The 26,571-nt window shown below is 45.0% G+C and carries 25 protein-coding genes; 13 read left to right on the top strand and 12 right to left on the bottom strand.

Annotated features, from left to right (window positions below):
* Nucleotides 1–239: 239 nt before the first annotated feature.
* Nucleotides 240–1,604 carry a UDP-N-acetylmuramoyl-L-alanine--D-glutamate ligase gene (murD, locus tag P5683_RS11195; protein ID WP_006623505.1) on the bottom strand — a complete coding sequence of 455 codons (1,365 nt, stop codon included), beginning with the start codon at nucleotides 1,602–1,604 and terminating at the stop codon, nucleotides 240–242.
* Nucleotides 1,605–1,876: 272 nt separating this feature from the next.
* Here murD and P5683_RS11190 point away from each other — a divergent pair, with 272 nt between their 5' ends.
* Nucleotides 1,877–2,104: a photosystem II protein, Psb35-related gene (locus tag P5683_RS11190; RefSeq protein WP_006623506.1), complete on the top strand. Its 228-nt coding sequence runs from the start codon at nucleotides 1,877–1,879 to the stop codon at nucleotides 2,102–2,104.
* 200 nt (nucleotides 2,105–2,304) lie between these two features.
* On the opposite strand, the gene P5683_RS11185 is transcribed toward P5683_RS11190, so the two are convergent.
* The 6 genes from P5683_RS11185 to P5683_RS11160 all read right to left on the bottom strand — a co-directional run bounded on the left by P5683_RS11185 (nucleotide 2,305) and on the right by P5683_RS11160 (nucleotide 6,960).
* Complete coding sequence (locus P5683_RS11185; protein ID WP_006623507.1) at nucleotides 2,305–3,105, bottom strand: carbon dioxide-concentrating mechanism protein CcmK; 801 nt, start codon at nucleotides 3,103–3,105, stop codon at nucleotides 2,305–2,307.
* Nucleotides 3,106–3,191: 86 nt separating this feature from the next.
* Complete coding sequence (locus tag P5683_RS11180; RefSeq protein WP_315639878.1) at nucleotides 3,192–3,755, bottom strand: carbon dioxide concentrating mechanism protein; 564 nt, start codon at nucleotides 3,753–3,755, stop codon at nucleotides 3,192–3,194.
* A 47-nt stretch (nucleotides 3,756–3,802) separates the two neighbouring features.
* A complete protein-coding gene (locus P5683_RS11175) occupies nucleotides 3,803–5,443 on the bottom strand; it encodes a ribulose bisphosphate carboxylase small subunit (RefSeq protein WP_006623509.1) in 1,641 nt (546 codons plus the stop codon).
* A gap of 164 nt (nucleotides 5,444–5,607) precedes the next feature.
* Nucleotides 5,608–5,916 carry a EutN/CcmL family microcompartment protein gene (locus tag P5683_RS11170; RefSeq protein ID WP_006623510.1) on the bottom strand — a complete coding sequence of 103 codons (309 nt, stop codon included), beginning with the start codon at nucleotides 5,914–5,916 and terminating at the stop codon, nucleotides 5,608–5,610.
* 167 nt (nucleotides 5,917–6,083) lie between these two features.
* On the bottom strand, nucleotides 6,084–6,425 hold the full coding sequence (locus tag P5683_RS11165; RefSeq protein WP_006618785.1) for a carbon dioxide-concentrating mechanism protein CcmK: 342 nt from the start codon (nucleotides 6,423–6,425) through the stop codon (nucleotides 6,084–6,086).
* A 223-nt stretch (nucleotides 6,426–6,648) separates the two neighbouring features.
* On the bottom strand, nucleotides 6,649–6,960 hold the full coding sequence (locus tag P5683_RS11160; protein ID WP_006618784.1) for a carbon dioxide-concentrating mechanism protein CcmK: 312 nt from the start codon (nucleotides 6,958–6,960) through the stop codon (nucleotides 6,649–6,651).
* A 435-nt stretch (nucleotides 6,961–7,395) separates the two neighbouring features.
* On the opposite strand from P5683_RS11160, the gene P5683_RS11155 reads away from it, so the two are divergent.
* The 5 genes from P5683_RS11155 to P5683_RS11135 are packed head-to-tail and all read left to right on the top strand — an operon-like array spanning nucleotide 7,396 to nucleotide 14,395.
* Nucleotides 7,396–9,267, top strand: a complete 1,872-nt coding sequence (locus P5683_RS11155; protein WP_006623511.1) for an NAD(P)H-quinone oxidoreductase subunit F — start codon at nucleotides 7,396–7,398, stop codon at nucleotides 9,265–9,267.
* Nucleotides 9,268–9,300: 33 nt separating this feature from the next.
* Nucleotides 9,301–10,818 (top strand): NADH-quinone oxidoreductase subunit M, encoded by a 1,518-nt coding sequence (locus P5683_RS11150; RefSeq protein WP_046318406.1) that lies wholly within the window; start codon nucleotides 9,301–9,303, stop codon nucleotides 10,816–10,818.
* Nucleotides 10,819–10,871: 53 nt separating this feature from the next.
* Nucleotides 10,872–12,029, top strand: a complete 1,158-nt coding sequence (locus tag P5683_RS11145) for a CO2 hydration protein (RefSeq protein ID WP_315639876.1) — start codon at nucleotides 10,872–10,874, stop codon at nucleotides 12,027–12,029.
* A gap of 35 nt (nucleotides 12,030–12,064) precedes the next feature.
* The gene (locus P5683_RS11140; protein WP_006623514.1) at nucleotides 12,065–13,810 is read left to right on the top strand and encodes an ABC transporter ATP-binding protein; all 1,746 of its coding nucleotides are present in this window, start codon (nucleotides 12,065–12,067) and stop codon (nucleotides 13,808–13,810) included.
* Between the two features lie 42 nt (nucleotides 13,811–13,852).
* Nucleotides 13,853–14,395, top strand: coding sequence for a DUF3611 family protein (locus P5683_RS11135; RefSeq protein WP_006669324.1), 543 nt, complete (start codon nucleotides 13,853–13,855; stop codon nucleotides 14,393–14,395).
* On the opposite strand, the gene P5683_RS11130 is transcribed toward P5683_RS11135, so the two are convergent.
* Both P5683_RS11130 and P5683_RS11125 read right to left on the bottom strand, forming a co-directional pair.
* Entirely contained in the window at nucleotides 14,392–15,930 is a 1,539-nt protein-coding gene (locus P5683_RS11130) for a SagB/ThcOx family dehydrogenase (RefSeq protein WP_006623516.1), read from the bottom strand. The genes P5683_RS11135 and P5683_RS11130 overlap by 4 nt on opposite strands.
* A gap of 179 nt (nucleotides 15,931–16,109) precedes the next feature.
* Nucleotides 16,110–16,235, bottom strand: a complete 126-nt coding sequence (locus P5683_RS11125) for a hypothetical protein (protein ID WP_006623517.1) — start codon at nucleotides 16,233–16,235, stop codon at nucleotides 16,110–16,112.
* A gap of 65 nt (nucleotides 16,236–16,300) precedes the next feature.
* On the opposite strand from P5683_RS11125, the gene P5683_RS11120 reads away from it, so the two are divergent.
* Nucleotides 16,301–18,742, top strand: coding sequence for an exonuclease domain-containing protein (locus P5683_RS11120; protein WP_006623518.1), 2,442 nt, complete (start codon nucleotides 16,301–16,303; stop codon nucleotides 18,740–18,742).
* 74 nt (nucleotides 18,743–18,816) lie between these two features.
* On the opposite strand, the gene speD is transcribed toward P5683_RS11120, so the two are convergent.
* On the bottom strand, nucleotides 18,817–19,254 hold the full coding sequence (gene speD / locus P5683_RS11115; protein ID WP_006623519.1) for an adenosylmethionine decarboxylase: 438 nt from the start codon (nucleotides 19,252–19,254) through the stop codon (nucleotides 18,817–18,819).
* Nucleotides 19,255–19,523: 269 nt separating this feature from the next.
* Here speD and P5683_RS11110 point away from each other — a divergent pair, with 269 nt between their 5' ends.
* The gene (locus P5683_RS11110) at nucleotides 19,524–20,369 is read left to right on the top strand and encodes a DNA adenine methylase (protein ID WP_193520799.1); all 846 of its coding nucleotides are present in this window, start codon (nucleotides 19,524–19,526) and stop codon (nucleotides 20,367–20,369) included.
* Between the two features lie 15 nt (nucleotides 20,370–20,384).
* Here P5683_RS11110 and P5683_RS11105 read toward each other — a convergent pair whose 3' ends face one another.
* Nucleotides 20,385–20,525 (bottom strand): hypothetical protein, encoded by a 141-nt coding sequence (locus P5683_RS11105; protein ID WP_006623521.1) that lies wholly within the window; start codon nucleotides 20,523–20,525, stop codon nucleotides 20,385–20,387.
* A gap of 238 nt (nucleotides 20,526–20,763) precedes the next feature.
* Here P5683_RS11105 and P5683_RS11100 point away from each other — a divergent pair, with 238 nt between their 5' ends.
* From P5683_RS11100 to P5683_RS11080, 5 genes are all read left to right on the top strand, one after another.
* Nucleotides 20,764–21,933: an ABC transporter ATP-binding protein gene (locus P5683_RS11100; RefSeq protein WP_111894109.1), complete on the top strand. Its 1,170-nt coding sequence runs from the start codon at nucleotides 20,764–20,766 to the stop codon at nucleotides 21,931–21,933.
* 88 nt (nucleotides 21,934–22,021) lie between these two features.
* Nucleotides 22,022–23,113 (top strand): spermidine/putrescine ABC transporter substrate-binding protein, encoded by a 1,092-nt coding sequence (locus P5683_RS11095; protein WP_006623524.1) that lies wholly within the window; start codon nucleotides 22,022–22,024, stop codon nucleotides 23,111–23,113.
* A 56-nt stretch (nucleotides 23,114–23,169) separates the two neighbouring features.
* A complete protein-coding gene (locus P5683_RS11090) occupies nucleotides 23,170–24,087 on the top strand; it encodes an ABC transporter permease (RefSeq protein ID WP_006623525.1) in 918 nt (305 codons plus the stop codon).
* Between the two features lie 88 nt (nucleotides 24,088–24,175).
* Nucleotides 24,176–25,018, top strand: coding sequence for an ABC transporter permease (locus P5683_RS11085; protein ID WP_006623526.1), 843 nt, complete (start codon nucleotides 24,176–24,178; stop codon nucleotides 25,016–25,018).
* 77 nt (nucleotides 25,019–25,095) lie between these two features.
* On the top strand, nucleotides 25,096–26,115 hold the full coding sequence (locus tag P5683_RS11080) for a bifunctional riboflavin kinase/FAD synthetase (protein ID WP_315639873.1): 1,020 nt from the start codon (nucleotides 25,096–25,098) through the stop codon (nucleotides 26,113–26,115).
* A 35-nt stretch (nucleotides 26,116–26,150) separates the two neighbouring features.
* Here P5683_RS11080 and P5683_RS11075 read toward each other — a convergent pair whose 3' ends face one another.
* The gene (locus tag P5683_RS11075) at nucleotides 26,151–26,477 is read right to left on the bottom strand and encodes a DNA-binding protein (RefSeq protein ID WP_315639872.1); all 327 of its coding nucleotides are present in this window, start codon (nucleotides 26,475–26,477) and stop codon (nucleotides 26,151–26,153) included.
* Nucleotides 26,478–26,571 lie beyond the last annotated feature (94 nt).

Raw genomic sequence — 26,571 nt, 5'->3', positions numbered from 1 at the left:
CTAATTCCCACAAGTCAGCTTGATAAACCCGCCCCCAGGGTGCGCGATCGGCCACGCACCCCACAAGCCAACTTTCGCTCGCCCCCCTGGCTGTGCGTAGGGTGCGTCACATCCGATCAGCCACTGGGAAAACGAAAAACTTGCGCTATGTGACGCACCTTCTGAGGCCATGAAACACACAAGCCAACTTTCGCTCGCCCCCCCACGCCATAAAACACACCGGGATATTACACCCGCCCCTACCCCATCAATTCCCAACATAACTCCCGAAAGCGATCGCCACGATGTTCAAAACTGCGATACTGGTCAAAACTAGCACAGGCGGGGGAGAGCAAAACAGCCTTAGCTTGGAACACACTAGCCAATTCCGCCGCGCGGGGGATGGCATTTTCGAGAGTTTCCACAATTTCGACATTGTGATAGTCAGTTTCCTGTAACCTTTGAGCAAAGGTGGGGGCTGCCGTTCCGATTAATAAAACCGCCGCCGCTTTTTGGTGAATAGTATTAATCCAGTGGGTATCATCACCAGCTTTAGCTTCTCCACCAGCAATTAAAATCACAGGTGGTTCCACTGCGGCCAATCCGACCTGAGCCGCATCATAATTAGTAGCCTTGCTATCATTAATCCAGCGAATTCCCATCCAGGTGTTAACCTCTTCGAGGCGGTGAGGAACTCCAGGAAAAGTAGAAATAGCGTGAGCAATTGCTTCCTTGTCAATTCCGGCTATTCGGGCTGCGGCTACAGCCATAAGTAGGTTTTGGCGATTATGGTCTCCCACCATTTTCAGCGAGTCAACTGGTGCGATCGCGCATCCGTTTTGGTAGACCCAGTTTTCTTGAATATATACACCCCTCTGGCGATCGCCCAATAATTCCTCAGCACCATTAACGCTAGTCCAGACAGCTTGTGGCCAGAGTTCCGGTGCGGCTCGCCGGAGATAAGCGTCATCACCATTAAAGACCTGCACCTGGGAACGTTCCATTAAACGAGCTTTAATCCGAAAATAATTATCTAGCGTGTAATGGCGGTTAAGATGATCTGGGGTAAAGGTAGTCCAGATGCCGATTTGAGGCGCGAGGGTTGATGATGACTCAATCTGAAAACTGCTAATTTCAGCAATGACCCAATCTAAGGGTGTCGAGGAGTTTTGTTGTTGTTGCAGCGCCAACTCACAGACAGCATTACCAATATTTCCGCAAGCCGGGGCCGCACTTCCCGCCACTTCAAATATTTTAGCAATCAGGGCCGTGGTAGTAGTTTTGCCGTTAGTCCCCGTAATTCCCACCCAAGGGATATCCTGGAGATTTCGCCAAGCCAGTTCCATTTCGCCGATAGTTTCTATACCCAGACTGCGGGCGGTTTCCAATGCTGGCAAATCCCAGGGAACCCCGGGACTAACCACTACCAAATCTGGTGCCGTGTCGGGGTCGAAATTCTGCCCCAAATTAACTGTAATTCCTTCCTCAATGAGGGTCTGACACTGTTGCTGTAGAGATTCTGATGTGTTGCGATCGCTAACAGTTACCTGCCATCCCTGAACCTTTAACAGGCGCGCCGTGGCATTTCCTGATTTTCCCAGACCAATAATATGAGCGTTGGGCATTGTATCCTTACCCTGCACCTTGATTGAGCATTTTTGATTCTATCAGAAGAGGCTGATTTTAAGTGACCTTAGGGGAGTTTATCCGGTTATTAATATTTTTGGCGTTTAATTATATCATAAAAAATTATTTTGTCAAGTTACTTGACAGATTGTAACAAAAACGTTACATTGGTTAACATAAATTAATAAACGGGATTACCCCAAGAAGTTCCCACTGACCTTGGTGAAACTTTCTTAGTAGTAATTCTGATGCAATTATCGGAGGATAAAAAATGGTTATTTTAGCAGCTTTATTTATCAGTGGTTGGCTGGCTGTTTCTGTAATTGGAACTATGGCTTATTTTCGTGGTGAACAGTCCAAACCCATCCACATGAGAAACTGGAACTCTGATTCCTTTGACAGTCTTTCTCAGGCGTTAACAGGTGTAGCCGTAGACTATAGCCAACGGGTTCCTGCTTACAGTATGGATGCTTACCGCAGCCAGAATTTCTCCAAGTAAATTCTCTTCAGTCACCAATAGCTTTTAGACTCTCTTCTTGAGGGCAATCCTAACGGGTTGCTCTTTTTTTTTTATAGTGATATAATCATCACCCGTGGGGGGTAATTAGTTTTTAGTCTCTACCTTGAGGAGCATCATAATTTGATGTCAATTATCATGTCAAGGCGGGTTGAGAATGCGGGTTAAGAATCAAGAATATTTTAATCCCAGGACTCCATAGAAGAATCAGAAGTTTGATTATCCAAAGGTAAAGCATCAACAGATAATTGTTTGAGTTCGGGAAGTTTTACCACTTCTTTTTCAGTTTGTTTAACATTAATAGGTAACTGTAAAGGTTTGACCTTCTCAATCCAACAACTAGCCAGAGGTAAAGTTTGTTCAAGTTCATCAAGGGGACGAGGGATGACCATCACTGCATTTAATTCGCCAATGCGTTCAGCCTCATACATTCCAGCTTCTAAAGCCACTGCTACATCAGCAACCGAACCCCGAATAATAGCAGTACATAGTCCCGCGCCAATAATTTCATAGGAAGCGAAATAAACATCTCCCGCCTTCAGCATCGCATCAGCCGCGCCGACCATAGCAGGAAATCCTCTCGTTTCCAATAAACCTACGGCTTGATTACTGAGGCGAGAGTGACCGCCACTGGCTGCTAATTGGGAGAGACGAGACCCAATCGGTAAAACATACTCTAAGTTAGGGAGAGGCCTAGCAATGACTAGGGAAGAAACAAACTGATTGAACTGTTTAGCAGTATCAACTCCGGTTTCAATGGCTAGGCGGATATCAGCAATACGACCGCGCACAATAGCGGTACAGTAGCCACTACCGATTTTTTCATACCCAACCAGGTGAACACCTGCAGATTTCAGCATCATATCAGCAGTGCCGACGATCGCTGGAAAACTGCGGGTGGAGATTAACCCCAAAGCAGTATCTTTAAATTCTGGCTCAGTATTGCGCCTTTGGGGAAATGAGGTTTGCAAGTGTTCATCCATGACTGTATTTTACCTGCTAGAGAGAAGACTTGAGAATCCCGATGGATTAATCTGGGGATTTTCGCGTTCATCAACCCCAGTTTCTCTCAAAAATTAGGGGGTTTTCTATGGGGGAGCAAAGTCTTTAACAACTCATTGATTTGAGTTTGTCCGTAGACCTGCGGACCTTTGCGAATTGAGGGTTCTGGTTCTGGTTCTGGTTCCGGTTGGGGTTCTGGTTCCGGTTGGGGTTCCGGTTCCGGTTGGGGTTCCGGTTCCGGTTGGGGGATGAAATCAACCTCAGTAGCAGAAAAATTGACCTGACGAGATTGATCACCAATTAATGAACCGGAAGCTACAACGTGCTGAGATGGGATATCAGAATTAATCAAAGTTGACTCTGAACCAATACAAGCCAGAGCCCCAATTTTTCCAGCACCGACGATGAGTACAGTAGTACCAATACAGACACCCTTATCTATTTCTAGGATACCCTGATCAGCATGAATAATAGTCCCCATACCAATACAGACCCCAGCAGCGATCGCAATTTGGCTATCAGGAGCGGCGGTAATTACCACTCCTGGGGCGATGGCTACACTGGGGTCAATGGTGACATCGCCACTCACATAGTAAGCATAATCCGGGTGATGGGGTGGCGACATACACATTCGGCTTGAACCTCTGAAAAGTAAACAGGGATTTTCGAGAGAGTTAATTAAGGTCGTTGGATAATTTCCTCAAGAACCCGACGCTTGGCTTGAGCATCAATACCAATCAAGCGAACATACTCACCGCTATGTTCCTGCATACAGCCTTCTAGGGCTGCCATAACCTCCCGTTGATTATTAGAGTCGATGGGGGTACAGCTACGCCAGGACCCCGTGCGGAAGCGACGCTTATCAGCGTGTTCCGTGCCAATTTTATAACCCTGAGCCAGGAGGTTTTTAACTTGCTCAATAGTTTCAGAAGTCAAACTACTATTAGCAGATGAGTAGGATGATTGAGCTGAACGACTAGAGGGCGCAGGGGAAGCCGCGCTAGGACCAGGGGTAGCAGAAACCCTACCGTCAGGTCGTTGGATAATCTCTTCAACCGCCCGCCGTTTAGCTTTTTGGTCAATGCCAATTAAGCGGACATATTCCCCTGTATGCTCGTTCATGAAGGCATCTAATTGACTGAGAACAGCCGAAGCACTGGAGCTGTCAATTTGGGGACCACTACGCCAGGAACCCGTGCGGAAGCGACGCGCGTCGGCGTATTCCGTGCCAATTTTATAGCCTTGGTTCAGGATTTGGGAAACCTTTTGTGCCAAGTCAGAACTACCAGTAGCAGTAGTTCTGGAGGGGCTGGCTGTGGAAGCTGCGGCATTGGAGACCTGACCGTTAGAGGACTTACTAGCGACAGGACCATCAGGACGTTGGATAATTTCTTCAAGTACCCGGCGCTTGGCTTTGCTATCAATTCCCAACAGGCGGACATATTCGCCTTGATGGTCTTGCAGACAGGCGGCTAAGGCTGATACAACTTCGCTGGTGTTGCGGGAGTCAATGGGAGCGCAACTGCGCCAAGAACCTGTGCGGAAGCGACGTGCGTCGGCGTGTTCGGTACCAATTTTATAGCCTTGGGCTAGAAGTTGGCTGATGGTTTGTACCGTTTCTGGGGGAATAGGCCCTGCGCCTAGGTTGCTATGTCCGCCAGATCTAGCGCGGCCACCATTACTGCTGCTTCCCTTAGTTTCATTTCGTAGGGGACTGATGCAGGCGAGGTTTTCTGAACACTGATAACCTGCTGCTAATGCTTGGTTAACTCCCACCACATGAGTTGAGAATTTGATATCAGTATCTGTTACGCTCGGTAAGCGATCGGCTTGTTGTTGGTTAGTGATAATTGCTCCTGAGGGAACATATTTTCCGGGGGGAATTTCCACATCTTGGATGAGGGCGTGCATCATGACAATACAACCATTTCCGACTCTGGCATTGAATACAGTAGAGCGGAAACCAATAAAGCAATTGTCCCCGACATAAGCCGGACCATGAATCAGAGACAAATGGGTGATTGAGGAATTTTTACCAATCCAAACGGAGTAGGATTGACCATCATCTCCTTTGACTTTGCCTTCATCTAAGCCGTGAATAACAACGCCATCTTGAATATTGGACTCATCGCCAATATAAAAGGGGAATCCTTCGTCAGCGCGGATAGAGGTTCCCGGGGCGACCAGGACATGAGCGCCGATGCGAACATCACCGATGATATTCGAGAAGGAATGAACGTAAGCTGTGGGGTCAATTTTGGGCTCCGCCAGGTTTTTAGACCAGGGTGTGGGAGGAGCCGCATGGCCTTTAACTGCCATAACTGAATTTCTCCTAACTAACTTTTTATAGGGTTGACTTTTGGTGGTACGGATAATCGATGAATTATCCCTGTAGGGGCTGGTTATTCGGTATTTTCGCGCCTTCGGGAGTATACTTGCAAACCTCCCCGTACCAGGCTTTGGGGTTAACCCAGCTCTGTTGCTCAACCTAAACGGTTCTGCTGTTTTTGACTGTAAATCTGGCCATTAGCAGTGCTAACGGTGTCAATAATGGCAACTACGGCTGCATCACTGGGTCGATTTTCGCTTCCAGGAATTTGGCGAGCCGCACTTCCGAGACTAACCAGAACCCACTCACTAAAACCCGCACCCACATAGTCGCACGCCACTTCATATTTTGATGTTGGCTCTCCCTGTTCATCTAAGAGTTGCAATAGCAAAAACTTGGAACCTCGGAGACTGGGTTCCTTCTGGGTACTAACAACTGTGCCAATAACTCTGGCAATTTGCATCTTAATTTGATGTTAAGGAACTGTACGGCAGGAACATTTTTCCCCCCGACTGAGCAGGAAAATAGATGGGGTCAATTGGTAGATTGACCTACTACGGGCGAACTATGCAGTCGGTTCGGGCTTGGCTGTGGTTGAACTACATACCCCTAGGGGTCATTGGAGTTAACCTACGGACGGTTAAGAGGACGTATCCCGGCGACGCTTTCACGGAATTGTTCTACCGCTTCGGTGTAACGAATTGGTAGGACATATTCTAGGTTTTCATGGGGACGGGCAATAATATGGGTGGAAAGAACTAACCCACCATTTACCCGTCGCACCGACTCGGTTCCGGCGGAGACAGAAGCCTGAACTTCTGACACATCTCCGCGAACAATGACGGTGACACGACCGCTACCGATTTTTTCGTAGCCTACTAAGGTTACGCGGGCAGCTTTTACCATGGAATCGGCTGCCTCTACTACCGCTGGAAAACCCAGGGTTTCTATCATGCCAACTGCAATGGCCATAGTATGTTTTGACTCCTGAACCTCGATTTGATTACCACGCCTAGATGTCGCACAGAACACTGGTTTCTACTCGGTTCGGCTCTGATGGCTTCTCAGACAAGCTATCAACTCCCTGATCCTAATTTTCAGGGAGGGAGTTTTCAGAACTTAGAGACAAGATTGGCCTTGTCTGTACGACTTTTTCGGCGATCGGGTGAGGGGGTTAACGCTTGCCCCATTACGTCTAGTAGGACCGGAACTGTTCGACCGCATCGGTGTAACGAATTGGTAGAACGTACTCTAGATTTTCATGGGGACGAGCAATGATGTGGGTTGATGATACTTCTCCACCATTCACCCGTTTGACTGACTCAATGCCAGCGGAAACTGATGCTTGTACCTCGGAGACATCTCCTCGGACAATCACGGTCACACGACCGCTGCCAATTTTCTCATATCCGACTAAAGTAACGCGCGCGGCTTTTACCATGGAGTCGGCTGCTTCTACAACAGCCGGAAAGCCTATGGTTTCAATCATTCCAACAGCGATGGACATCTTACAACTACTCCTAATTACGGACAGACTGAACTCAACTGGGCAAATCTCTTGCTAACTGAGTCCCATGACCACAAAGACTAATGATTCTTTTTGTGTATGCGGAAAAATTTTTCAACCTCCCTCAAATTATAAGAATACGAGAATTGTGGCTTCTTTGACAATATTAATCTGGATTATAATTTCTCATGTTCGAGATTATTTTTATTGATTGTTAATAGAAATTAAGGTTTTTTAAACAAAGTTAATATTTGGAGACAAAAATGCCGATTTATCTTGACTTTTGTAACAACTTGTGCTATATCCCAAAGGCAGACCCTAGGTAATTTGACTAGAAATGGCTGGTTATTGGGGATGAATTTGACGATTAGCTCTGTTTAGGACGGAAATTCTGATATATTAATCTGAGGGTTAATATTTCTTTATGTAAGTTAAATGATTCAGTTCCTCCTACAAGCTAGTTGGTGGATACCCATATATGGTCTCATGGGGGCAGTGTTGACCCTTCCTTGGTCAACGGGGTTAGTCCGACGCACAGGGCCAAGACCAGCAGCCTACTTTAATATATTGATGACTTTAGTGGGTTTTATCCACGGTGCGGTAATTTACCGATCTATCTGGTCAATGCCGGGTCAACAAATTCACATTGCATGGTTACAAGCTGCGGGATTAGACTTATCTTTTGTCCTAGATGTTTCTCCCGTAAGCCTAGGAGCCGTGGAACTGGTCACAGGTATCAGTCTAGTGGCTCAGGTTTATGCCTTGGGGTACATGGAAAAAGACTGGGCGACGGCTCGGTTTTTTGGTTTGATGGGCTTTTTTGAGGCGGCAGTGAGTGGTTTGGCTTTGAGTGACTCGCTGCTACTTAGTTATATTTTGTTGGAATTGCTGACTCTCTCAACCTATCTACTGGTGGGTTTTTGGTATGCTCAACCCCTGGTAGTCACGGCGGCGCGAGATGCGTTTTTAACTAAACGAGTGGGAGATGTATTGTTGTTAATGGGGGTGGTTTATATCGGCACGATCGCCGGTAGTTTAAACTTCTCGGATTTAGAACTATGGTCGGAAACCCACAATTTACCACCCCTTACGGCGACTTTATTAGGATTAGCCCTAATTTCTGGACCTATTGGCAAATGCGCCCAATTTCCCCTACACCTATGGCTTGATGAAGCTATGGAAGGTCCAAACCCGGCTTCTCTACTCCGAAATTCGGTAGTAGTGGCGGCGGGGGCCTATGTTCTGATTAAACTACAACCAATTGTCGCGCTGTCTCCGGTGGTGTCGGACACTTTAATTGTGTTGGGAACAGTAACGGCTATTGGGGCTTCTTTGGTGGCGATCGCTCAAATTGATATCAAACGAGCGCTTTCCCACTCTACTAGCGCCTATTTGGGTTTAGTGTTTGTAGCCGTAGGTCAAAGCCATGTGGATATAGCCCTGCTGTTACTATTCACCCATGCGATCGCCAAATGTCTGTTATTCATGAGTGCAGGTTCAGTAATTTTGACCACCAACACCCAAGACATGACCGAAATGGGGGGATTATGGTCTAAAATGCCTGCCACCACCACTGCATTTATTGTTGGTGCATCAGGAATGGTAGCCGGATTACCTTTAGGGATGTTCTGGACTTTCCGAAGGTGGGTAAGTGGTTTCTGGACTGTACCACCTTGGTTATTGATTTTGTTGCTGCTGGTGAACTTCCTCACCACCCTAGGATTAACCAGAGTTTTCGGCTTAGTCTTTACTGGTCAGTCGCAACCGAAAACCCGACGCGCCCCAGAAGTCCTGTGGCCGATGGCTTTACCAATGGTTTCCATGACTATTGTGACTCTGTTAGTGCCGATGATGCTACAAAGCTGGCAACTATTACTGAGTTGGTCAGGAACCTTCGTAGAAGCGCCCGTCTCTGGAGTCCAAGAAGTAATTAACCATGTAGCTTTACCCCTGTTGTTGGTCTCAAGTGTATTAGGGGTGGGTATAGGTAGCAGTATTTATGTATACGGGCCGGGGAGAGAACCCTATAAATTCCCCTACCAACCCATACAGGATTTACTCGCTTACGATTTCTATATCGATCGCCTTTATGGTCTGACCGTTGTATTTTTGGTTAATCGTATCTCCGCCATCAGTTATTGGATCGATCGCTATATCATCGATGGGTTTGTCAACGGCTTAGGTTTAGCCACCCTCTTTAGCGGTGAAGGACTTAAATATAGTATTTCTGGACAATCACAGTTTTATGTCTTCACCATAGCCACAGGTATAGCCGTGTTGTTGATTTTAATGCTGTGGCCATTTTAGACCCCTTCCCGACCACATTAACCGTAAAAATCGATGCTAAGTGTTTTAATTTGGATTCCGCTGTTAGCTGCCCTCCTGATTGTACTCTGGCCAAACCTCAGCCCCCAATTATCCCGTCAAATCTCCCTATTAACCGCTGGCGGGTTATTGGTGTGGTCTCTAATTTTGGCAAGGTTATTTGATCCGACTGTAGCCGATCTACAGATGGTAGAACATATTACCTGGATTCAACCCCTCGGCTTAAATTACTATCTGGGGGTAGATGGTTTATCCTTGCCGTTGGTGATTATCAATGCCTTATTAGTAGCGATCGCTATTTGGTCTTCTGACTTAGACATTTCTCGACCCCGGCTATATTATCCCCTGCTGTTGATTATCTTTGCCGGAGTCGCTGGCACCTTTTTATCCTCCAACCTGCTGCTGTTTATACTGTTTTACGAAGTCGAACTAATTCCCCTGTATCTACTCATCGCCATTTGGGGAGGCAAAAACCGAGGCTATGCAGCCACCAAGTTTCTGCTTTATACAGCAGTTTCCGGTCTGTTAATTTTAGCCGCCTTTTTAGGCATAGTCTGGTTAACCAAAGCACCTGATTTTGATTTGGATACCCTCATAACTTCCACTTTGGGAGTGTCCGCATTACCCCTCACTACCCAACTAATTCTACTGGGGGGACTGGTAATCGGATTTGGTATTAAAATCCCCGTAGTCCCCTTTCATACTTGGCTACCCGATGCCCATGTGGAAGCCTCAACCCCTGTATCAGTTTTATTGGCGGGGGTATTATTAAAGTTGGGAACCTATGGTTTACTAAGGTTTGGGGTCGGTTTATTTCCAGATGCTTGGAATGCGATCGCCCCTTATGTCGCGAGTTGGGCAGTAGTTAGCGTTTTATATGGTGCTTCCTGTGCGATTTCACAAAAAGATATCAAGAAGATGGTCGCCTATAGTTCCATCGCCCACATGGGTTATATTATCCTAGCTTTTGCCGCCGCCTCTCCCATCAGTTTACTCGGTTCAGTCATGCAAATGGTTAGTCATGGCTTAATTTCTGCCCTGCTATTTTTAACAGTGGGAGTAGTTTACAAAAAATCGGGAAGTCGAGATATCGATGTGATTCGTGGCTTATTAAACCCTGAACGCGGTTTACCTTTAATCGGTAGTATAATGATTGTCGCGGTTATGGCTAGTGCTGGTATTCCCGGTTTAGTGGGATTTGTATCAGAATTTCTTGTCTTTAGAGGCAGTATGGAAGTGTTCCCCGTGCAGACTCTTCTGTGTATGGTGGGAACTGGTTTAACTTCTGTTTACTTTCTGATTATGATTAACCGTGCCTTTTTTGGTCGCTTGTCCGAGTCAGTCATTAATTTACCAAGGGTACAATGGCGCGATCGCATTCCAGCTATAGCCTTGGCTGTGATTATCACCTTTCTAGGACTACAACCGACCATCCTAGTTAAATGGACTGAAAGCACCACATCAGCACTCATGTATAAGCCCCCAATTGTAGCTCAAATTGAATCAAATGTCAAGGCGATCGGCTTAAATTAATCTCGTCACTCAATCAAAATTGCCCACCATCTAAACTTGTGAATTTATCCACTATGACCAGCAATCAAATCCACCCATTGTTCAAATATATTGAACGCTTAGAAGCTGGTGATACCTTATTACCAGACTCTCCCCAAAACCTCCTTGAAGTAGTTGGTATCCTCAAAAGTTACGGCATAGTTTTAGATGCCTACTCCGACAACCTGATTTATGTGGCTGACCATCAATTTTTAGTATTTTTCCCGTTTTTTAAATACTTCAATGGCGATTTAAATATCCCCAAATTGCTCAAGTATTGGTGGCACGATCGCATTAATTATGAATATGCCGAATATTGCATGAAAGGGATGTTATGGCATGGGGGAGGCGGACTAGATTCTTACTTGGATTCATCACAATTCCAACAGTTAGCAGAAGCAGCTATTCAGACTAAATTTAAAGGCAATAGTTTCATTCTGCTACTACATCAGATGTTCCCAGAATTTCTACCCGAACAAGTACGACAGTCAGCCTATTATAGCGCTTTGGGGCAATTTTGGCGAGTCATGAGTGATATTTTTATCTCCCTTTCTGACCTCTATGACCAAGGGGAAATTAAATCCATTCCCGCCGTAGTGCAGCATATCTTAGATGGATTAGTTGCCGCCGCCAATAATCCAATTACTTATGGCGTTAAATTGGGGGATAAAACATTAGATATAATCCCTAAATCTGCCGGACTCACATTTTTAATGGATACAGCAGTTCCCTATGTGGAAGCCATTTTTTTCCGTGGTACACCCTTCCCGGGTACAGTATCCTATAACGCTCAAGTTCATCAAATCCCCAGCCTACAAAAAGAATTTACATACGGTGCTTTATACGCTGACCCCCTCCCCATTGGTGGTTCCGGTATTCCCCCCACTCAATTAATGCAGGATATGCGCCATTTTTTACCTGATTATCTCCACAATATTTATAATAATAGTTGCCGAGGAGAGGATGATTTGCGTGTGCAAATATGCCAAAGTTTTCAAAAGTCTATGTTTTGTGTCACGACAGCCGCCATTAAAGGACTAGCACCCTATCCCCTGAACACTGACGACCCCGAACAAAAAAAGGCTAATCGCGCCTATCTGGAAAATTGGTTAAATCGGTTTACCACTTCCCGTTTGTCTGAGGTTAATCAACCTACTTCGACAGATTTTCAACCGTTTCTAGTGCGTTCATAGTTCATCTCAATTGGCAAATTTTTACTTTCTGAATTATGAGTTATTCAAGACTGCAAACTCTGGGAAGATATCTGCGTCCCCATTGGCAAATATCACTATTAGGAACAGTGTCTCTGTTCGTGGTAAATGTGGTGGGGGTTTATATACCTTTACTTATTCGTAATGGTGTAGATGACTTACAAGATGCCGTAGAGTTTCAGGAAGTAGGATGGCAGGTTTTATTGATGGTCGCCCTAGCATCAATTATGTGGGTGATTCGCATGACATCCCGAATTTTAATTTTTGGGGTGGGGCGACAGGTAGAATTTGACCTAAAACAGAAGATTTTTAATCATCTTATTTTCCTGGAATCTTCCTATTTTTCTAATAGTAGAATCGGGGATTTAATTAATAGGGCAACCTCTGATGTTGATAATATTCGGCGGTTGGTAGGCTTTGCAGTCCTGAGTTTAATTAATACCATATTTGCTTATGGTTTGACTTTGCCAGTCATGCTGGCTATTAATATTAAGTTGACTATATTATCGATTTCGGTTTATCCGTTGATGTTAGTGTTGGTGCAGATTTTTAGCGGTAAACTGCGAGATCAACAGATGGAAGTGCAGGAAAAACTCTCCGATTTAAGTGATTTAATTCAGGAAGATATGAGCGGCATATCTTTGATTAAAATTTATGCTCAGGAAACCGCAGAAAGGCAGGCTTTTCGAGAACATAATCAAGGGTTATTATCGGCTAATTTGAAGTTGGCGAGAACTCGAAATTTCTTGTTTCCTTTATTGGGAGGTTTGGCGAGTTTAAGTCTCCTGATTTTGCTGGCTGTGGGAAATGAGGCGATCGCTCAAGGTGATTTAAGTATCGGGGATTTTGTCGCCTTAGTATTATATGTCGAAAGGTTGGTATTTCCCACCGCTTTATTAGGCTTTACTATTACCGCTTATCAGCGGGGAGAAGTCAGTGTTGACCGGGTTGAGTCTATCCTCAGTATTAAACCTAAAATTCAAGATCCACCTCAGCCTATACCCCTGATAACTCCCGTTAAGGGGTGGTTGAGTGCGAGAGATTTAAACTATACTTACCCCGCCGCCAAAACTCCCGCCCTTAATCATGTTAATTTTACCATTCTACCAGGGGAAACTGTCGCGGTAGTCGGTCCTATTGGGTCGGGAAAAACTACCCTAGCTAATGTAATTCCTCGGCTGTTGGATATTGATATAGATAGCTTTTTTATTGATGGTCAGGATATCACTCAACTCTCTCTGGCGCAACTGAGAAAAGTAATTGCTTATGTTCCCCAGGAGAGTTTTCTATTTAGTACCACTATTGCTAATAATATTTGCTATGGTAATCCCTCAGCATTGCGATCGCAAATAGAAGCCGTTGCGAAAATTGCTCAAATTCACGATGAAATCACCAATTTTCCCAAAGGTTATGATACAATAGTTGGGGAGCGGGGTATCACCTTATCTGGTGGGCAGCGACAACGAACTGCCCTAGCTCGTGCCTTGCTTTGTGATGCTCCTATCTTGATTTTAGATGATGCCCTCTCTAGTGTAGACAATCAGACAGCCACCGACATTCTCTATAATCTGACTAGCGGGACTGTACGCCAAACGGTGTTATTCATTTCTCACCAAATGTCAGCTACAGCCAAAGCCGATCGCATTTTGGTGATGGACCAAGGCACAATAGTACAGACCGGAACCCATGACCAGTTACTACAGGAAGAGGGACTATATCGGAGACTTTGGCAACAGCATCAACTCGAACAAATGCTGGCTTGATTACAATAGGAATCATCAACTGTCAATTTATGAAACCAGAGTATGAGTGTATCGGTTGGCAACGAGTTACTACAAAAGGGAAAAACCCTCCAGAATACGGGTTTGTGTGGTTTGACCATGCAAGTAGTTTTTGCCTTCGTCGCGATTTTATCATTAATTTTCACCACCACAGGTAGAAGTATTTCTGATGATGCTAACCCCGCCCTCGGTGTAAGTGTAACCTTTGCAGTTACCGGACTAATTATCGCCGGATTTAGCATTGTTATATCATTTCGCTATGCCAACATAGGCAAACAGTTATTATCCCTCAATACAGTCAAACCCAAAAAATCCGACACAGTTAGACTCTTGCGGGTCGGCTTATTATTGGGAATGGTTGGTATCCTGATTGCATTAATGGGGTCAGGTATAACCGCATCAGTATTAATTGCCAAAACCATTTCGCAGCCACCAGGAACCACCCTAACCGAAGCCAGTGAGGCGGTTAGAGCCCTGGATGTATTTGTGATGATTGCCAATTTAAATGTACTAGCAACCCATTATGTTGGCAGTGTAGCATCAATTTGGCTACTTTATCGAATTTAGTTGCCGCGCAATCTTCCTAGGGTAGTAATATAAATAACCGCTTCATCGGTGGGGATACCCAACACCTCATTAACCAGGTTATCAAAAAAACCACCGATACCACTAGCACCTAAACGTAGGTGGGTGGCGGCGAGGTTCAATCTTTGGCCGAGATGACCAGCATCGCTATGTAAATAACGATAAGCGCGATCGCCATATTTAGCGATCGCCTTGTTCAAGTCAGCAGTATGAAAAAGCAGCGCCGCCGCATCTCGTCCCAAATCTTGTCCCAAACACAGATAATGCAACTCTCGCCGAAAATTTTTAAAGCGAATTTGCCTAAGTTCCTGTGCTTTGGGGGCATAATAATAACATCCCTCCTCTAGCCCATTCACCCCAGAGACAGCGATAAAAGATTCAATCAGACTCAAATCAAAAAAGTCCGGTGCAGCATCTAAACCCTGATAACCGTAGTGCTGATGTTGATAGGTAAAATCCAGTAGAGCGAGTAATTCTTCCAGGTTGAGATTCCCCCCACTATAGCGACGGGTTGATCGTCGGCGCAATTGGGCTGTATTTAACCCCTTGAGGTCTTTTCCCCAATCAATGGCAGGGGTGACAGTCGAGACCTTGGTGCAGAAGGGGAAATTATATTTATCTTCGGGTTCTTCTTCTGATGCTAATTTTTTCCAGCCTTGGGAACCGGAGGTGTCCGATTTAATTTGGCTGGCACAGTGGAGGTAATGGAGCATTTCCCCATCGGGAATTTCGGGATAGTCGGTTTGGGTAGCCGAGGGTAAGGCGGTTCGGAATTGGGGAAGGTTCTGGTCAATTTCCAGTAAGTCAGCCAAAGCCACCACAGCGATCGCTGCTTCCGTTTCCGAATCCAGGTATAGTAAGTTATTAAGGGTTTCGTCGGCAAATCCGCCAATTAGATGGGGACGATAGGAATTTAAGGCTCCTGCTAGTTCCAAATTACCCAATAAGTGACCTGTATCGAGAAATATGCGACGATAGGCGCGGTCTTGGTATCGCCAAGCTGAACGGTAAAATACAGCAGTAACGACCATCGCCAGTTTAGTATTTTCCAGGCATGGATGCCAAAAACAGGCTTGTTTCAACTCCGACCAAATTTGGCTATCCCAAAATTGCACTAGGGAGTGATGTAGGGTTTGATAGTTATACAGTCCCGCTGGTAATTCTGGGGTTCCCCTGGAAACTAGATAGATTTCGGCTGGATACAGTCCCCCGGCTGAGGGTGACGATCGCAAATAGTGAAATCCGCTAGTTGTGGCTAGTTTAGCGGTTAACCCATAGGTATGTAGTAGTAGACTAGATAATCGCTGCCATGGGTCTGTGTTGGCTGTGGGAATTTGAGGATCGGATATTTCTTTGAGATAGGGTTTCAGGTCAAATACCGTGCCAATCTTGTATTCTTTGAAGGGTTCTGGTTGTTTAGTCCAGTCTAACTGTTGACCCTTAGAGGCTAAGGTGTCGGGATCGTATTTGGTTCGCTCATGGTAGTATTGGGCGATGGATTTCAGTGGTTCTGACATTATGACACAGGTTAAATGTGAGGACGGACAGAATCGTTAACGGGAAAGCCAGAGATGCGATCGCGCTATGTGGTCAAAGTCCTAACGCCACTCCCCAAGTTTACACTTTTTTAGTGCGATCAGCTCGCAGCAACTGAGCAAATCTTAGCACAGTTACCAGTCAATTAGGCTGTCTGGGTTCACGCTACACAGGTTTTTCCTGCCAAATCTTGATGGGGAATTTCCACAAAATGCTTTCGCAAGTGGCGAGAGTTAATCTGATTATCGGTGGCTGACCCATAGCGCCATAATTTACTGGTGAGCAAGATTTGTGGGAAAATCAGCTTATTAACTCACCCATCAGTATACATACTTATTGGTCTCCCCAACCATGAAACCCCAGACTAACTTTATTGTCATTGATACAGAAGGACAACCGATTCTGAAAGCTATGGCGATCGTTGATCATCAGGGAAACTTAATTTATGAAGCCTTTGACGAAAGACATTGCCAAAATCCCCAACTTATCGACCAAAGTAAACCCCTGAAAACCATAGTTAATGAATTCTTAGCTATAGCCGGATCTCAAACCATTATCTGTCACTATGCACGTCATGATATGGAAGTGCTTAGGAATACATTTCGCGCTGTCGGTGTCCGACCACCTCGCCTCAGTTTTCAATGCAGTTTTGAATTGGCTCAACGCTATCTTCCACAATTAGGAAGTAATAGCCTACAAACTATTAGCAAACAGCTAAATTTAAGCCGGGATGACCAGACCAATAACCGCGATTTCCTCCATCGTGCCAAACATGATGCCTTATTTACTTATCAACTTTATCGACGCATGATTAACGAACTATTAAAAACTCGACTGCAACATCAACCCAACCCCTTTGGAACCAGCAGGGTTGATACTCCTTTCCAAAGCCACATTGATTTTAGGGCGATTTTTGACAATGAATTTGAGCGACTAAAACATATTCTTTCTGATATTAAAAATGATGTCAATCATCAGAGCAAAGGAGCCGTAGTTATTGGGGAACCAGGTTCTGGCAAAACTCACCTAATGATGAGATTAGCCCAAGATTTATTAACTAAGAATAGGCTCTTATTTATTCGGCAACCTAATAATCCTGACACGGTTCTATTTCATACCTATAGCCGCATTCTGGAGTCTTTAATTCAAACAGTTCCTGACAGTTCACATACTCAGCTTGAATATTTGCTGGCTAATAGTTTCGCGCAAATCATCAAAAATACTCAGGATTATGCTACCCCTACCACCCAAAAAGATGAACGATTAATTGAGTTAATAAAAGCCGATAATCTCAAGCTATTTACCGACCTCGGAAAAGAGGATACTCGCCTGAAACGAGAATATTGGCAACACATAGAAAAACGTGCTTATGATTGGTGGATTAATCAGTTTTCTTCTGCTGGATATGCGCCCAAAATTCTCAAAGGGATAATTCGGTTTTGTGGCTATACCGATTTTAAACGCCGTCAAACTATTACTCAGTGGTTAGCTATGAATGATGTAGCACCCGAGGAGTTAGAAAAGGTCGGTTTGGAAAGCTGGGGAGAAGACACCAGTCGGGAGGAAATTTCCCTGGCGGCGTTGGCGGTTTTTAGTAAGCTGTCTCTCTTGGATGAACCCTTAATTATTATTTTTGACCAGTTAGAAGGTTTGGGTCAAAAACACAATGAACGACTGTTACAAAGTTTTGGAGAGGCGGTTAAGGAAATCTTTACCCATGTTCCCAATAGTTTAATTATCTTAAATCTGTTTCCCGATCGCTGGTTACAATTTCAGCAGGTTTTTGATGGTTCAATTATTGACCGTATTTCTCAATCTCAAATTATCCTAAATAAGCCATCTAATGAACAACTCAAGCAATTACTTGATTTAAAAGCACAGGTGGCTGATGTGACTATTGATGAATTATTTGAACCCCAGGAAATTGCCGACATTTTAACTGCGCCTTCTATTCGTTCAGTTGTGAATGCGGCGGCGGACTACTACCGCTATAAAATTGATGGTATTTGTTTACCTCAGCGACCTGATAAATCGGGTAATTCTGGGGTTATAGGGATGATGGAAAAACAAATTCATCAGTTGAGAGAAGAGGTGGCGGAACTCAAATTCATTGTCAGTAAATTAGTTGATACTTTTAATTTAGCCGACGGGGAAAATATTGTCAGAGTTTTTCCTAATGGTATGGCGGCTAGGTCGCCAATTAACTCTTCTCGGCGTAGTCAATTAGAAGATTATCTACGACAGCAAAGGGGTATCCTAGAACAGAATTATGGTCAACCAGCGATTATTTCGGAAAGTGATGATTTCGGGAAATTAAAGATGATTATTGAATCATTAAAGCTGGTTTTGTCTCCCCTGAGTGTGGATATTTTGCGACTGGGGAAACGGGTACTTCCTGAACATTTGGTGATTAAGACAGCAACCCATCAATTTGCGATCGCTTTTTTGCACCAAAGCGGGACTCGATTTTATCACCGGATGAGAAACTTAAACGAATTGGTCAGCCATCGTCCTGATATTCATTTTAACCTGTGTCGAGATGCGCGGGAAGATTTGATATCAGGAAAGTCTAGTAAGATAGAGTTAGAAAAGTTCTGTCAGGGGAACAATAGCCATTATCTTCTGTTTGACCGAGACCAACGCATCACTTTTGAGTTAATTTATCAGGCGATCGTTGATATCCAAAATCGCGATTTAGAGATAGATTTACCAGAAGCCTTAGATATTCTCCTGTTAGACTACCAGGACTATTGGCTATTCCAAAACCTCACTCAACTCACCCTAGATGGTTAGCAACCAAATAGCTGAATAGTTGAGTTCAGAAATAGGTTGGATGATGCTTTCGTCTCACCCAACCTATCGGTAACTTACGACACTGTAGACATCAACTTGGAAGAAGATGCAATTTCGGGTACTTTATTCCAAGTATGATCAGAGATGGTATCAGGGACTGGAACCGGATAACCCATACCTCGCCAAAATTCTTGAACTCTTGTTTGTTTAGCTTCCAGACGAGTTTTTAGCATTTCCGCTGCTTTCTCGGGTTCGCCACAACCACAGAAAAATAAATCAGCCGCAAAATAGCCATATTCAGGCCAAGTGTGAATGGCAATGTGGGACTCGGCTAGGGTAGCCGTGGCGGTTACACCATGAGGACTAAACTGGTGAACACAGATATCTATAAGGGTAGCACTTCCTGCTGCGATCGCATCAAGAATGGCTTGACGGATCAGATCTGGGTCGTTTAGGATATCAGCGGGACACTGCCACGCATCGACAACAATATGGGTTCCGAGTTGTTTCATTTTTGGTGATTTCACCCCCCTTTTCGTGGGTTGTAAATGGTTATGCTGGGCTCAAATCAGCAGTCGCTACTTCAGTTTAAGTCCGGGGAAAATAACCGAGTTTTAGAACTCTCCTCATGGGACAAATAGGGCCATCTTCCGGCGACGCTAGATTTTCGTACTCCAGCCTCTGCTATTGTAGCACTCTGTTATAATAATTGATCGCACTGAACATATAATTTAATTTTTCCGTTCAGTGCTATTGATGTACTTCTGGACTTCAGCCAATTTTGTCCCCAACCGACCACCCAACAGTCACCAGTCAACCCCAAACTACCCCCAAACCGTTTCTGAAGTGGGCCGGGGGTAAGACTCGCTTAATTCCTCAGTATACTACTTACTTTCCCGACAATTATCAAGCCTATTATGAGCCTTTTTTGGGCGGTGGTGCTATCTTTTTTTATCTGCAACCTAACCGAGCAATTTTAAGTGATATTAATAGCGAGCTAATTAATGCTTATCAATGTGTGCGTGATGATACTCAGTCGCTGATTAGCAAGTTAGAACAGCATCAGCAGAACCATAATCAAGGTTATTATTACCAGATGCGATCGCAAAAATTTGAGAATCGGCTTGACCAAGCCGCGCGCCTTATTTATCTCAACAAGACTTGTTTTAATGGCTTATATAGAGAAAATCGCCAGGGTCAATTTAACGTACCTATGGGGAAATATAAAAACCCGAAAATTTGCCCGAAAGAATTATTGATCACCGCCTCGAAAACTCTCCAATCTGCAACTCTTAAAGTCCAATCATTTGCAGCCATTGTCAATGAGGCTAATTCTGCTGATGATTTTGTCTATTTCGACCCTCCCTATCACCCCCTGAGTCCCACCAGTAACTTTACCAGCTACAGCCATCATAAATTTGGGGTTGATGAACAGGAAAAATTAGCCGAAATCTTTAAGACCTTACACAACAGAGGAGTGAAGGTGATGCTATCTAATTCTGATACTGAGTTAATCAGAGACTTATATAAGGACTTTAATATCCACCCTATCCAAGCGGGTAGGGCGATTAATTCAAATCCCCAAAATCGGGGAAAAATTACGGAACTTTTGATAACTTCCTATTAGGATAGGACGGCTAGTTTAATAACAAACTAACACAGAAACAATCAGAAAGATAGCCACAGCGCTATGTAGGAGATAATCTCGCTGAGGTTTGAGTGTAGCAGCAGGTTGAATAAAGTAAATCTTGGGTTCTTGCTTATCTTTGTTGATGGTATACATACTACTGGACTTGTTTGTGTGAGTTGCTTATCAGTAAATCTAAACAAAATCTAAAGTTTTGTCAAACAATATTGACAAAAGATTACTTATATGTATGATAAGCCAAGCGATCGCCTTGGAAAAATCGCACTCCCGGCGACTTTCGGGTGGAGCGGGTTGAGGGAACAGCAATGCCCAGGCTATAAATTTCTGGTAAAGTAGGAAGGGGATATCCCCTTGATAGCGCGAAAAGTAAATTATGCTACAAACCGCAGCCCAGAACCCAGGTGCAGTTCACAGCGATTCAAAATTCGATGTAGAACTCCGTAAAGTATTCAAAGTATTCAACGGGGAAACCGCAGTGAGGGCGGTAGACCTAGACATAAAGCGGGGAGAATTTTTCAGCATTCTCGGACCGTCAGGCTGTGGTAAGACCACGACACTGCGGCTAATTGCTGGATTTGAAACCCCATCCGCCGGGGAGATTCTCATCAGGGGTCAGTCAATGAACCAAACCCCAGCCTATCAGCGCCCGGTAAATACAGTTTTCCAGAGTTATGCCCTATTCAATCACATGAATGTCTGGGATAACATCGCCTTTGGGTTGAAATTAAAACGCCTAGGGAAATCGGAAATTGAAGCGAAAGTCCTGGAAGCCCTACAATTGGTAAAGATGGAATCGTTTGCTAACCGTTATCCGAACCAAATGTCAGGGGGACAACAACAGCGGGTAGCTTTAGCGCGGGCTTTAGTAAATCGTCCAGCGGTGCTACTATTAGACGAACCCCTGGGAGCGTTAGATCTGAAATTGCGTAAACAAATGCAGATGGAGTTATCAAATTTGCATCGCAATTTGGGGTTAACCTTTGTGATGGTAACTCACGACCAAGAAGAAGCGATGAGTTTGTCCGATCGCATAGCGGTAATGCACGAGGGTCGCATTGAACAAATTGGCAGCCCCAACGAAATTTACCAACATCCCCAGACCCCCTTTGTGGCTGACTTTATTGGAGACACTAACCTATTTAAGGGACAAGTTGAACAAGCCAATAAGGAGGCTATACAAGTATTAACGGACACAGGGTTACAGATGATCGTAGCCATGAACAAGCGATCGCGCAATGACTACCCAGCAGTATCGCCTCATCAATTACGAGGGGGGGCGAAGGTTGTAGTTAGTATCAGACCCGAAAACATTACCCTACATTCTGAACCGCCAGAGACTCCCGGAAATAGTTTTGCCGGAAAATTAGTCGATCAGATGTACTTAGGTACTCACTTACAGTACATTGTCAAACTGAACACAGGGGTAACCCTAATGGTGCGACAGTCTCAGAGTTTAGGAGAAAACCTAGATTATGATCGCAATATTTATGTCTGTTGGAAACCCACAGATTGTTTAGCCCTACCGGAACCTCAACACCGCTAAAATAGTTGTTGTAATATTATGGTTTTGATGGCAACGGTAAAAAACAGTGCCCCCAAGGAAATTACGCCCGTTTGGTTTTCATAAAGGGATGCAGACCCGGCGCGGGTTTCTGCAATCGACTATGGCGGCGGCGATCGCCTCTTCCGCGTCAGGCTGTGGGTGGACTTTAGGCGAAATCAAAACCACCCCCAGCACCCGCTTCTCATCAGATACCCTGTATATATATACTTGGGCCGGATACACCGATCGCGATCTGCTAGAACGCTTTACCCAGGAAACGGGGCTGAGAGTAGTGGCAGATGTATTCGATTCTAATGAGGCTATGTTAGCCCGTATACAGGCGGGAGGAGCGGGAGCATATAGTATCATCTACCCCTCGGAATACATGGTACAGAAGATGGTAGCACTAGGGCTATTAGCTGAATTAGACCATACCTTAATCGTGGGGTTAGAAGATCTATTTCCCAAATTCCAAAATCCCGATTATGACCCCAACTCCACTTATAGCGTCCCTCTGAGTTGGGGAACTACAGGTTTAATTTACAACAGCAGACTATTACCAAACTCTCCCGAAGACTGGGAAGATCTATGGACATATCAAGACCAACTCAGCCGTCGGCTAACCCTACTTAATGATGTACGGGAAGTGATGGGAGCTAGTTTGCGGCGTTTAGGCTACTCCTACAACAGCACCAATCCTAGGGAGATTAATCAAGCCTATCAGGAATTGGTCAAGCTGCGAGGAGCGATCGCATCTTTTACCACCGATGCTTGGCGACCTCAGATGATTGTAGGAGACTTACTCCTAGCCATGTGCTATTCTTCCGATGCGGCGGAAGTGATGCCCGAAAACGAAGATTTAGAATACATCACCCCCGTTAGTGGTTCTTCCCTGTGGATTGATACCCTGGTAATTCCCAAAAGCGCACCTAACCCAGAAGGTGCTTATCAGTGGATTAATTTTATGCTGCGACCAGACATCGCCACCCAAATTGTCGAACGCCTCAGCTTTGCTACCCCCTCCCTAGTCGCCTATCGTCAACTTCCCCAAGAACTCCGGGAAGACCCAGCCCTATTTCCCCCAGAAAGCGTGATTGCCAACAGCGAAACAGTTTCGCCCCTACCACCAGAGATAACCGCCCTTTTTGATCGCTATTGGACTAGACTCACCAGTGGTTAATTGGAACATCGGGTGCTACTACGAATTAAACCTTAAAAAAATGCTCAAACTCTATTATGGCTGTATCTACCCCCCCTAAGACCCCTTATGAACCTCCCACCACACCGGCTAAAACTGGCATCTCTCAGATCTGGTCAAAGTTAGCTGGACCCGTAATTATGCTGGGACCGGCGGGGCTGTGGTTACTACTATTGCTGGTGTTTCCCACCCTGGTGATTTTTCAACTCAGCTTAGTGGAGAATATTCGCCCTGGGGATGTGGTAATTCCTGATGGTCTGGGTAACTACCTGCGGGTATTTGAACCCATAAATTTGCGAGTAATTGCTAGATCGGTTAATTTTGCGATCGGAACCACAGTTTTTTGTTTGTTGTTAGGGTTTCCCGTAGCTTACTGGATAGCCGTTATGGCTCCCCCCAAGTCGCGTAACCTTCTACTATTAGGGTTTGTTCTGCCTCTATGGACATCTTCCTTGCTGCGCTCCTATGCCTGGATTACCATTTTACGACCCACAGGAGTGCTAAACTCATTTCTGGGGTTATTGGGATTACCTACTTTAGCACTACTTAATAGCAGTCCAGCCGTTTTAATTGGCATGACCTATAGCTATTTACCCTATATGGTAACCGTGCTGTATGCCTCCCTGGAAAAACTAGATCGCCGTCTGTTGGAGGCTTCCGCTGATTTAGGAGCCAAGCCTCCCGAAACCTTCTGGAAAATTACAGTTCCCCAAGCTAGGACCGGAATTATCGCCGGGTCACTATTAGTATTTATTAGTTCCCTGGGAGATTTTGTCGATCCAGAACTGTTAGGCGGCGCTTCTAGTATGACCGTATCTCGGCTGATTTACAATCAGTTTTTAGGAGCCACTCAAAACTGGGGTTTTGGTTCAGCCCTAAGTATGGTGCTAATTTTTGGGGTGAGTATAGCGATCGCTCTTTTAATCCGCTACGGTGATGGCAGACCCTCAAAATAAACAGGCGACCAACTCCGGCGCGTGTATAAAGTTGCACCCTAGCGTCCAGGCTCACTCCAGCACCCGCCCCTACCAAACTTAAAATTCCATGCAGGATATTAACAATCACAATCATCAGTCAGACATTCCTCAAGAAATGCAAAAGCCTAAAATGAGATTTCGGGTATCTTGGCAGATCATATTTGTTGGTCTGATGTTCCTGTATATGTATCTGCCTATCTTGGTTCTCACCTTTTATAGCTTTAATCAATCCCGCTATAGTGCTGGGTGGCAGGGATTTACCCTACAGTGGTATGTCAAACTTTTTCAGGATACCCGCATCCTTAGCGCCCTGAAAAATAGCCTCACCGTTGGCTTGAGTGCCGTAGCCATATCAGCAGTCATTGGAACCCTGATGGCTGTCGGACTATCTAGGTTTCGGTTTCCGGGAAAAGGTATTTATCTGGGGGTATCTTACCTGCCCTTAATTATCCCCGACATTGCGATCGCTGTTTCCACCCTAGTATTTTTAGCAGCCTTAGCCATTCCCCTGAGTTTATCAACTATCATAGGCGCTCATGTAGTCTTCTGTCTCGCCTATGTCGCCCTGGTCGTATCCACTCGCCTGGCTGACCTAGACCCCCACTTAGAAGAAGCTGCATTAGACTTAGGGGCGACACCCGAGCGAGCCTTTATCAAAGTCTTGCTACCCCAACTGATGCCCGGTATCATTTCTGGCTGTTTATTAGCCTTTGTGCTGAGTATGGATGATTTTTTGATTGCCAGTTTCACCGCCGGAAGTGGCGCAACTACCCTACCTATGGAAATTTTTAGCCGCATTAGAACCGGAGTTAAACCCGATATTAACGCCCTCAGCGTCATTTTGATTATGGGTTCCGGGCTGTTAGCATTTGCCGGAGAGTTTCTCAGAAATCAAAGTCAGAAGAACTGAAAAATTGTCTTGGTTCCCGTATACGGGGTAAACTGTTTGTCTTGCTGTTCGCCATGAACGTGGCTTAAATTTAACCTGTGTGGATAACATCATCAAAAGATACGGTTCTAACTCCGACTGCTGTTGCCTTGGGTAACTTCGATGGATTTCATCGAGGACATCAACAGGTAGTCCGACCCATTCTCAACCCCAATCAAGTAGCCGTAGATTCCCAGAAGGTAGGGGGCGGATATTCCGAGACAACTCCGCCATTCGGGATTTCTGGCTATGGAACAGTGGTCACTTTTAATCCTCACCCCCAGGAATTTTTTACAGGTCAAACCAAAAAACTGTTAACTCCCTTACCGGAAAAAATTGAGATTCTACGCAGGTTTGGGGTTCAGCAGTTGGTGCTTTTGCCTTTTGACAAAGATTTGGCTAGTCTCACCCCAACTCAGTTCGTTGAGCAGATTTTGGTGGAGTATTTACAAGCTACTCGGGTGAGTGTCGGTTTTGATTTTCGCTTCGGTCGCCATCGCATGGGTAGTACCGACGACTTAAAAGCGATCGCCTCTCAGTATGGTATTGATGTCGAAATAGTTTCTCGCTTTCCCTGTCCTTATGGCGATCGCATCAGTAGTTCCATCATCCGAGAATCCCTTACAGAAGGTCATCTTAACCGTGCTAATCAACTATTAGGACGTGCTTATACCCTCCTCGGTGAAGTGGTACAGGGTCAACAATTAGGGCGGACTCTGGGATTTCCTACAGCTAATTTACAACTGCCACCAGAGAAGTTTTTACCTCGATACGGTGTTTATGCAGTCCTGGTTACCGGACTTGCTGCCCGGTACGGCAAAACTATCGCGCCTCAGTTAGGAGTGATGAATATTGGTTGTCGTCCTACTGTAGCTGGAGACAATCCTACCGTTGAGGTTCATTTATTAGATTGGGATGGGGATTTATATGGTCAGAATTTGACTGTCAGTTTAGAGGGGTTTTTGCGACCAGAACAAAAATTTGCATCCCTTGAACAGCTAAAGGCGCAAATTCAAAGGGATTGTACCCACGCGCGAACCTATCTCCAGGCTAGGAAAAATCTGCCCCTACTGGATTAATCTAGTTGCCTGACTAATGTTGATTTTGAACTGCTCTATAAGGCTATAGTTCTCGTCGGGAATAAGGTTTCAATCCACACCTGCGCCCCAGAACATAGCTTTTTGAACGGTTGATATAGTAGGCGGCAAGGCCCATCAATTATTATTTCCGAAGCATACAAGGTTTTATTGCCTTTGTTCAAGATAATTGGTGGTTGTAGCAATTGTTGGATGTCGCCTATCTCTCCTTGGGTTTCCCTGAGTATGTGGTTGTTTTTACCAATGACTTTCTTGTTGATATGAATATACGTGGGTTTATTCTTAGGACGGCTACATTGCCAAGTAGGCTTCGGACCACGCCCCCCAGGAGTGATTTCAGGCATTTCGCCAGTTAAGGGAATGACCCACATCCTACCAATTCGTTGACACTGATACATTTACGCGACATTTATCCGGCTATTGCCTGACAATGCGACG

This window comes from Limnospira sp. PMC 1279.21, from assembly GCF_032349615.1.
Classification (GTDB): domain Bacteria; phylum Cyanobacteriota; class Cyanobacteriia; order Cyanobacteriales; family Microcoleaceae; genus Limnospira; species Limnospira fusiformis.
This window is presented reverse-complemented; position numbering and strand designations above follow the sequence as displayed.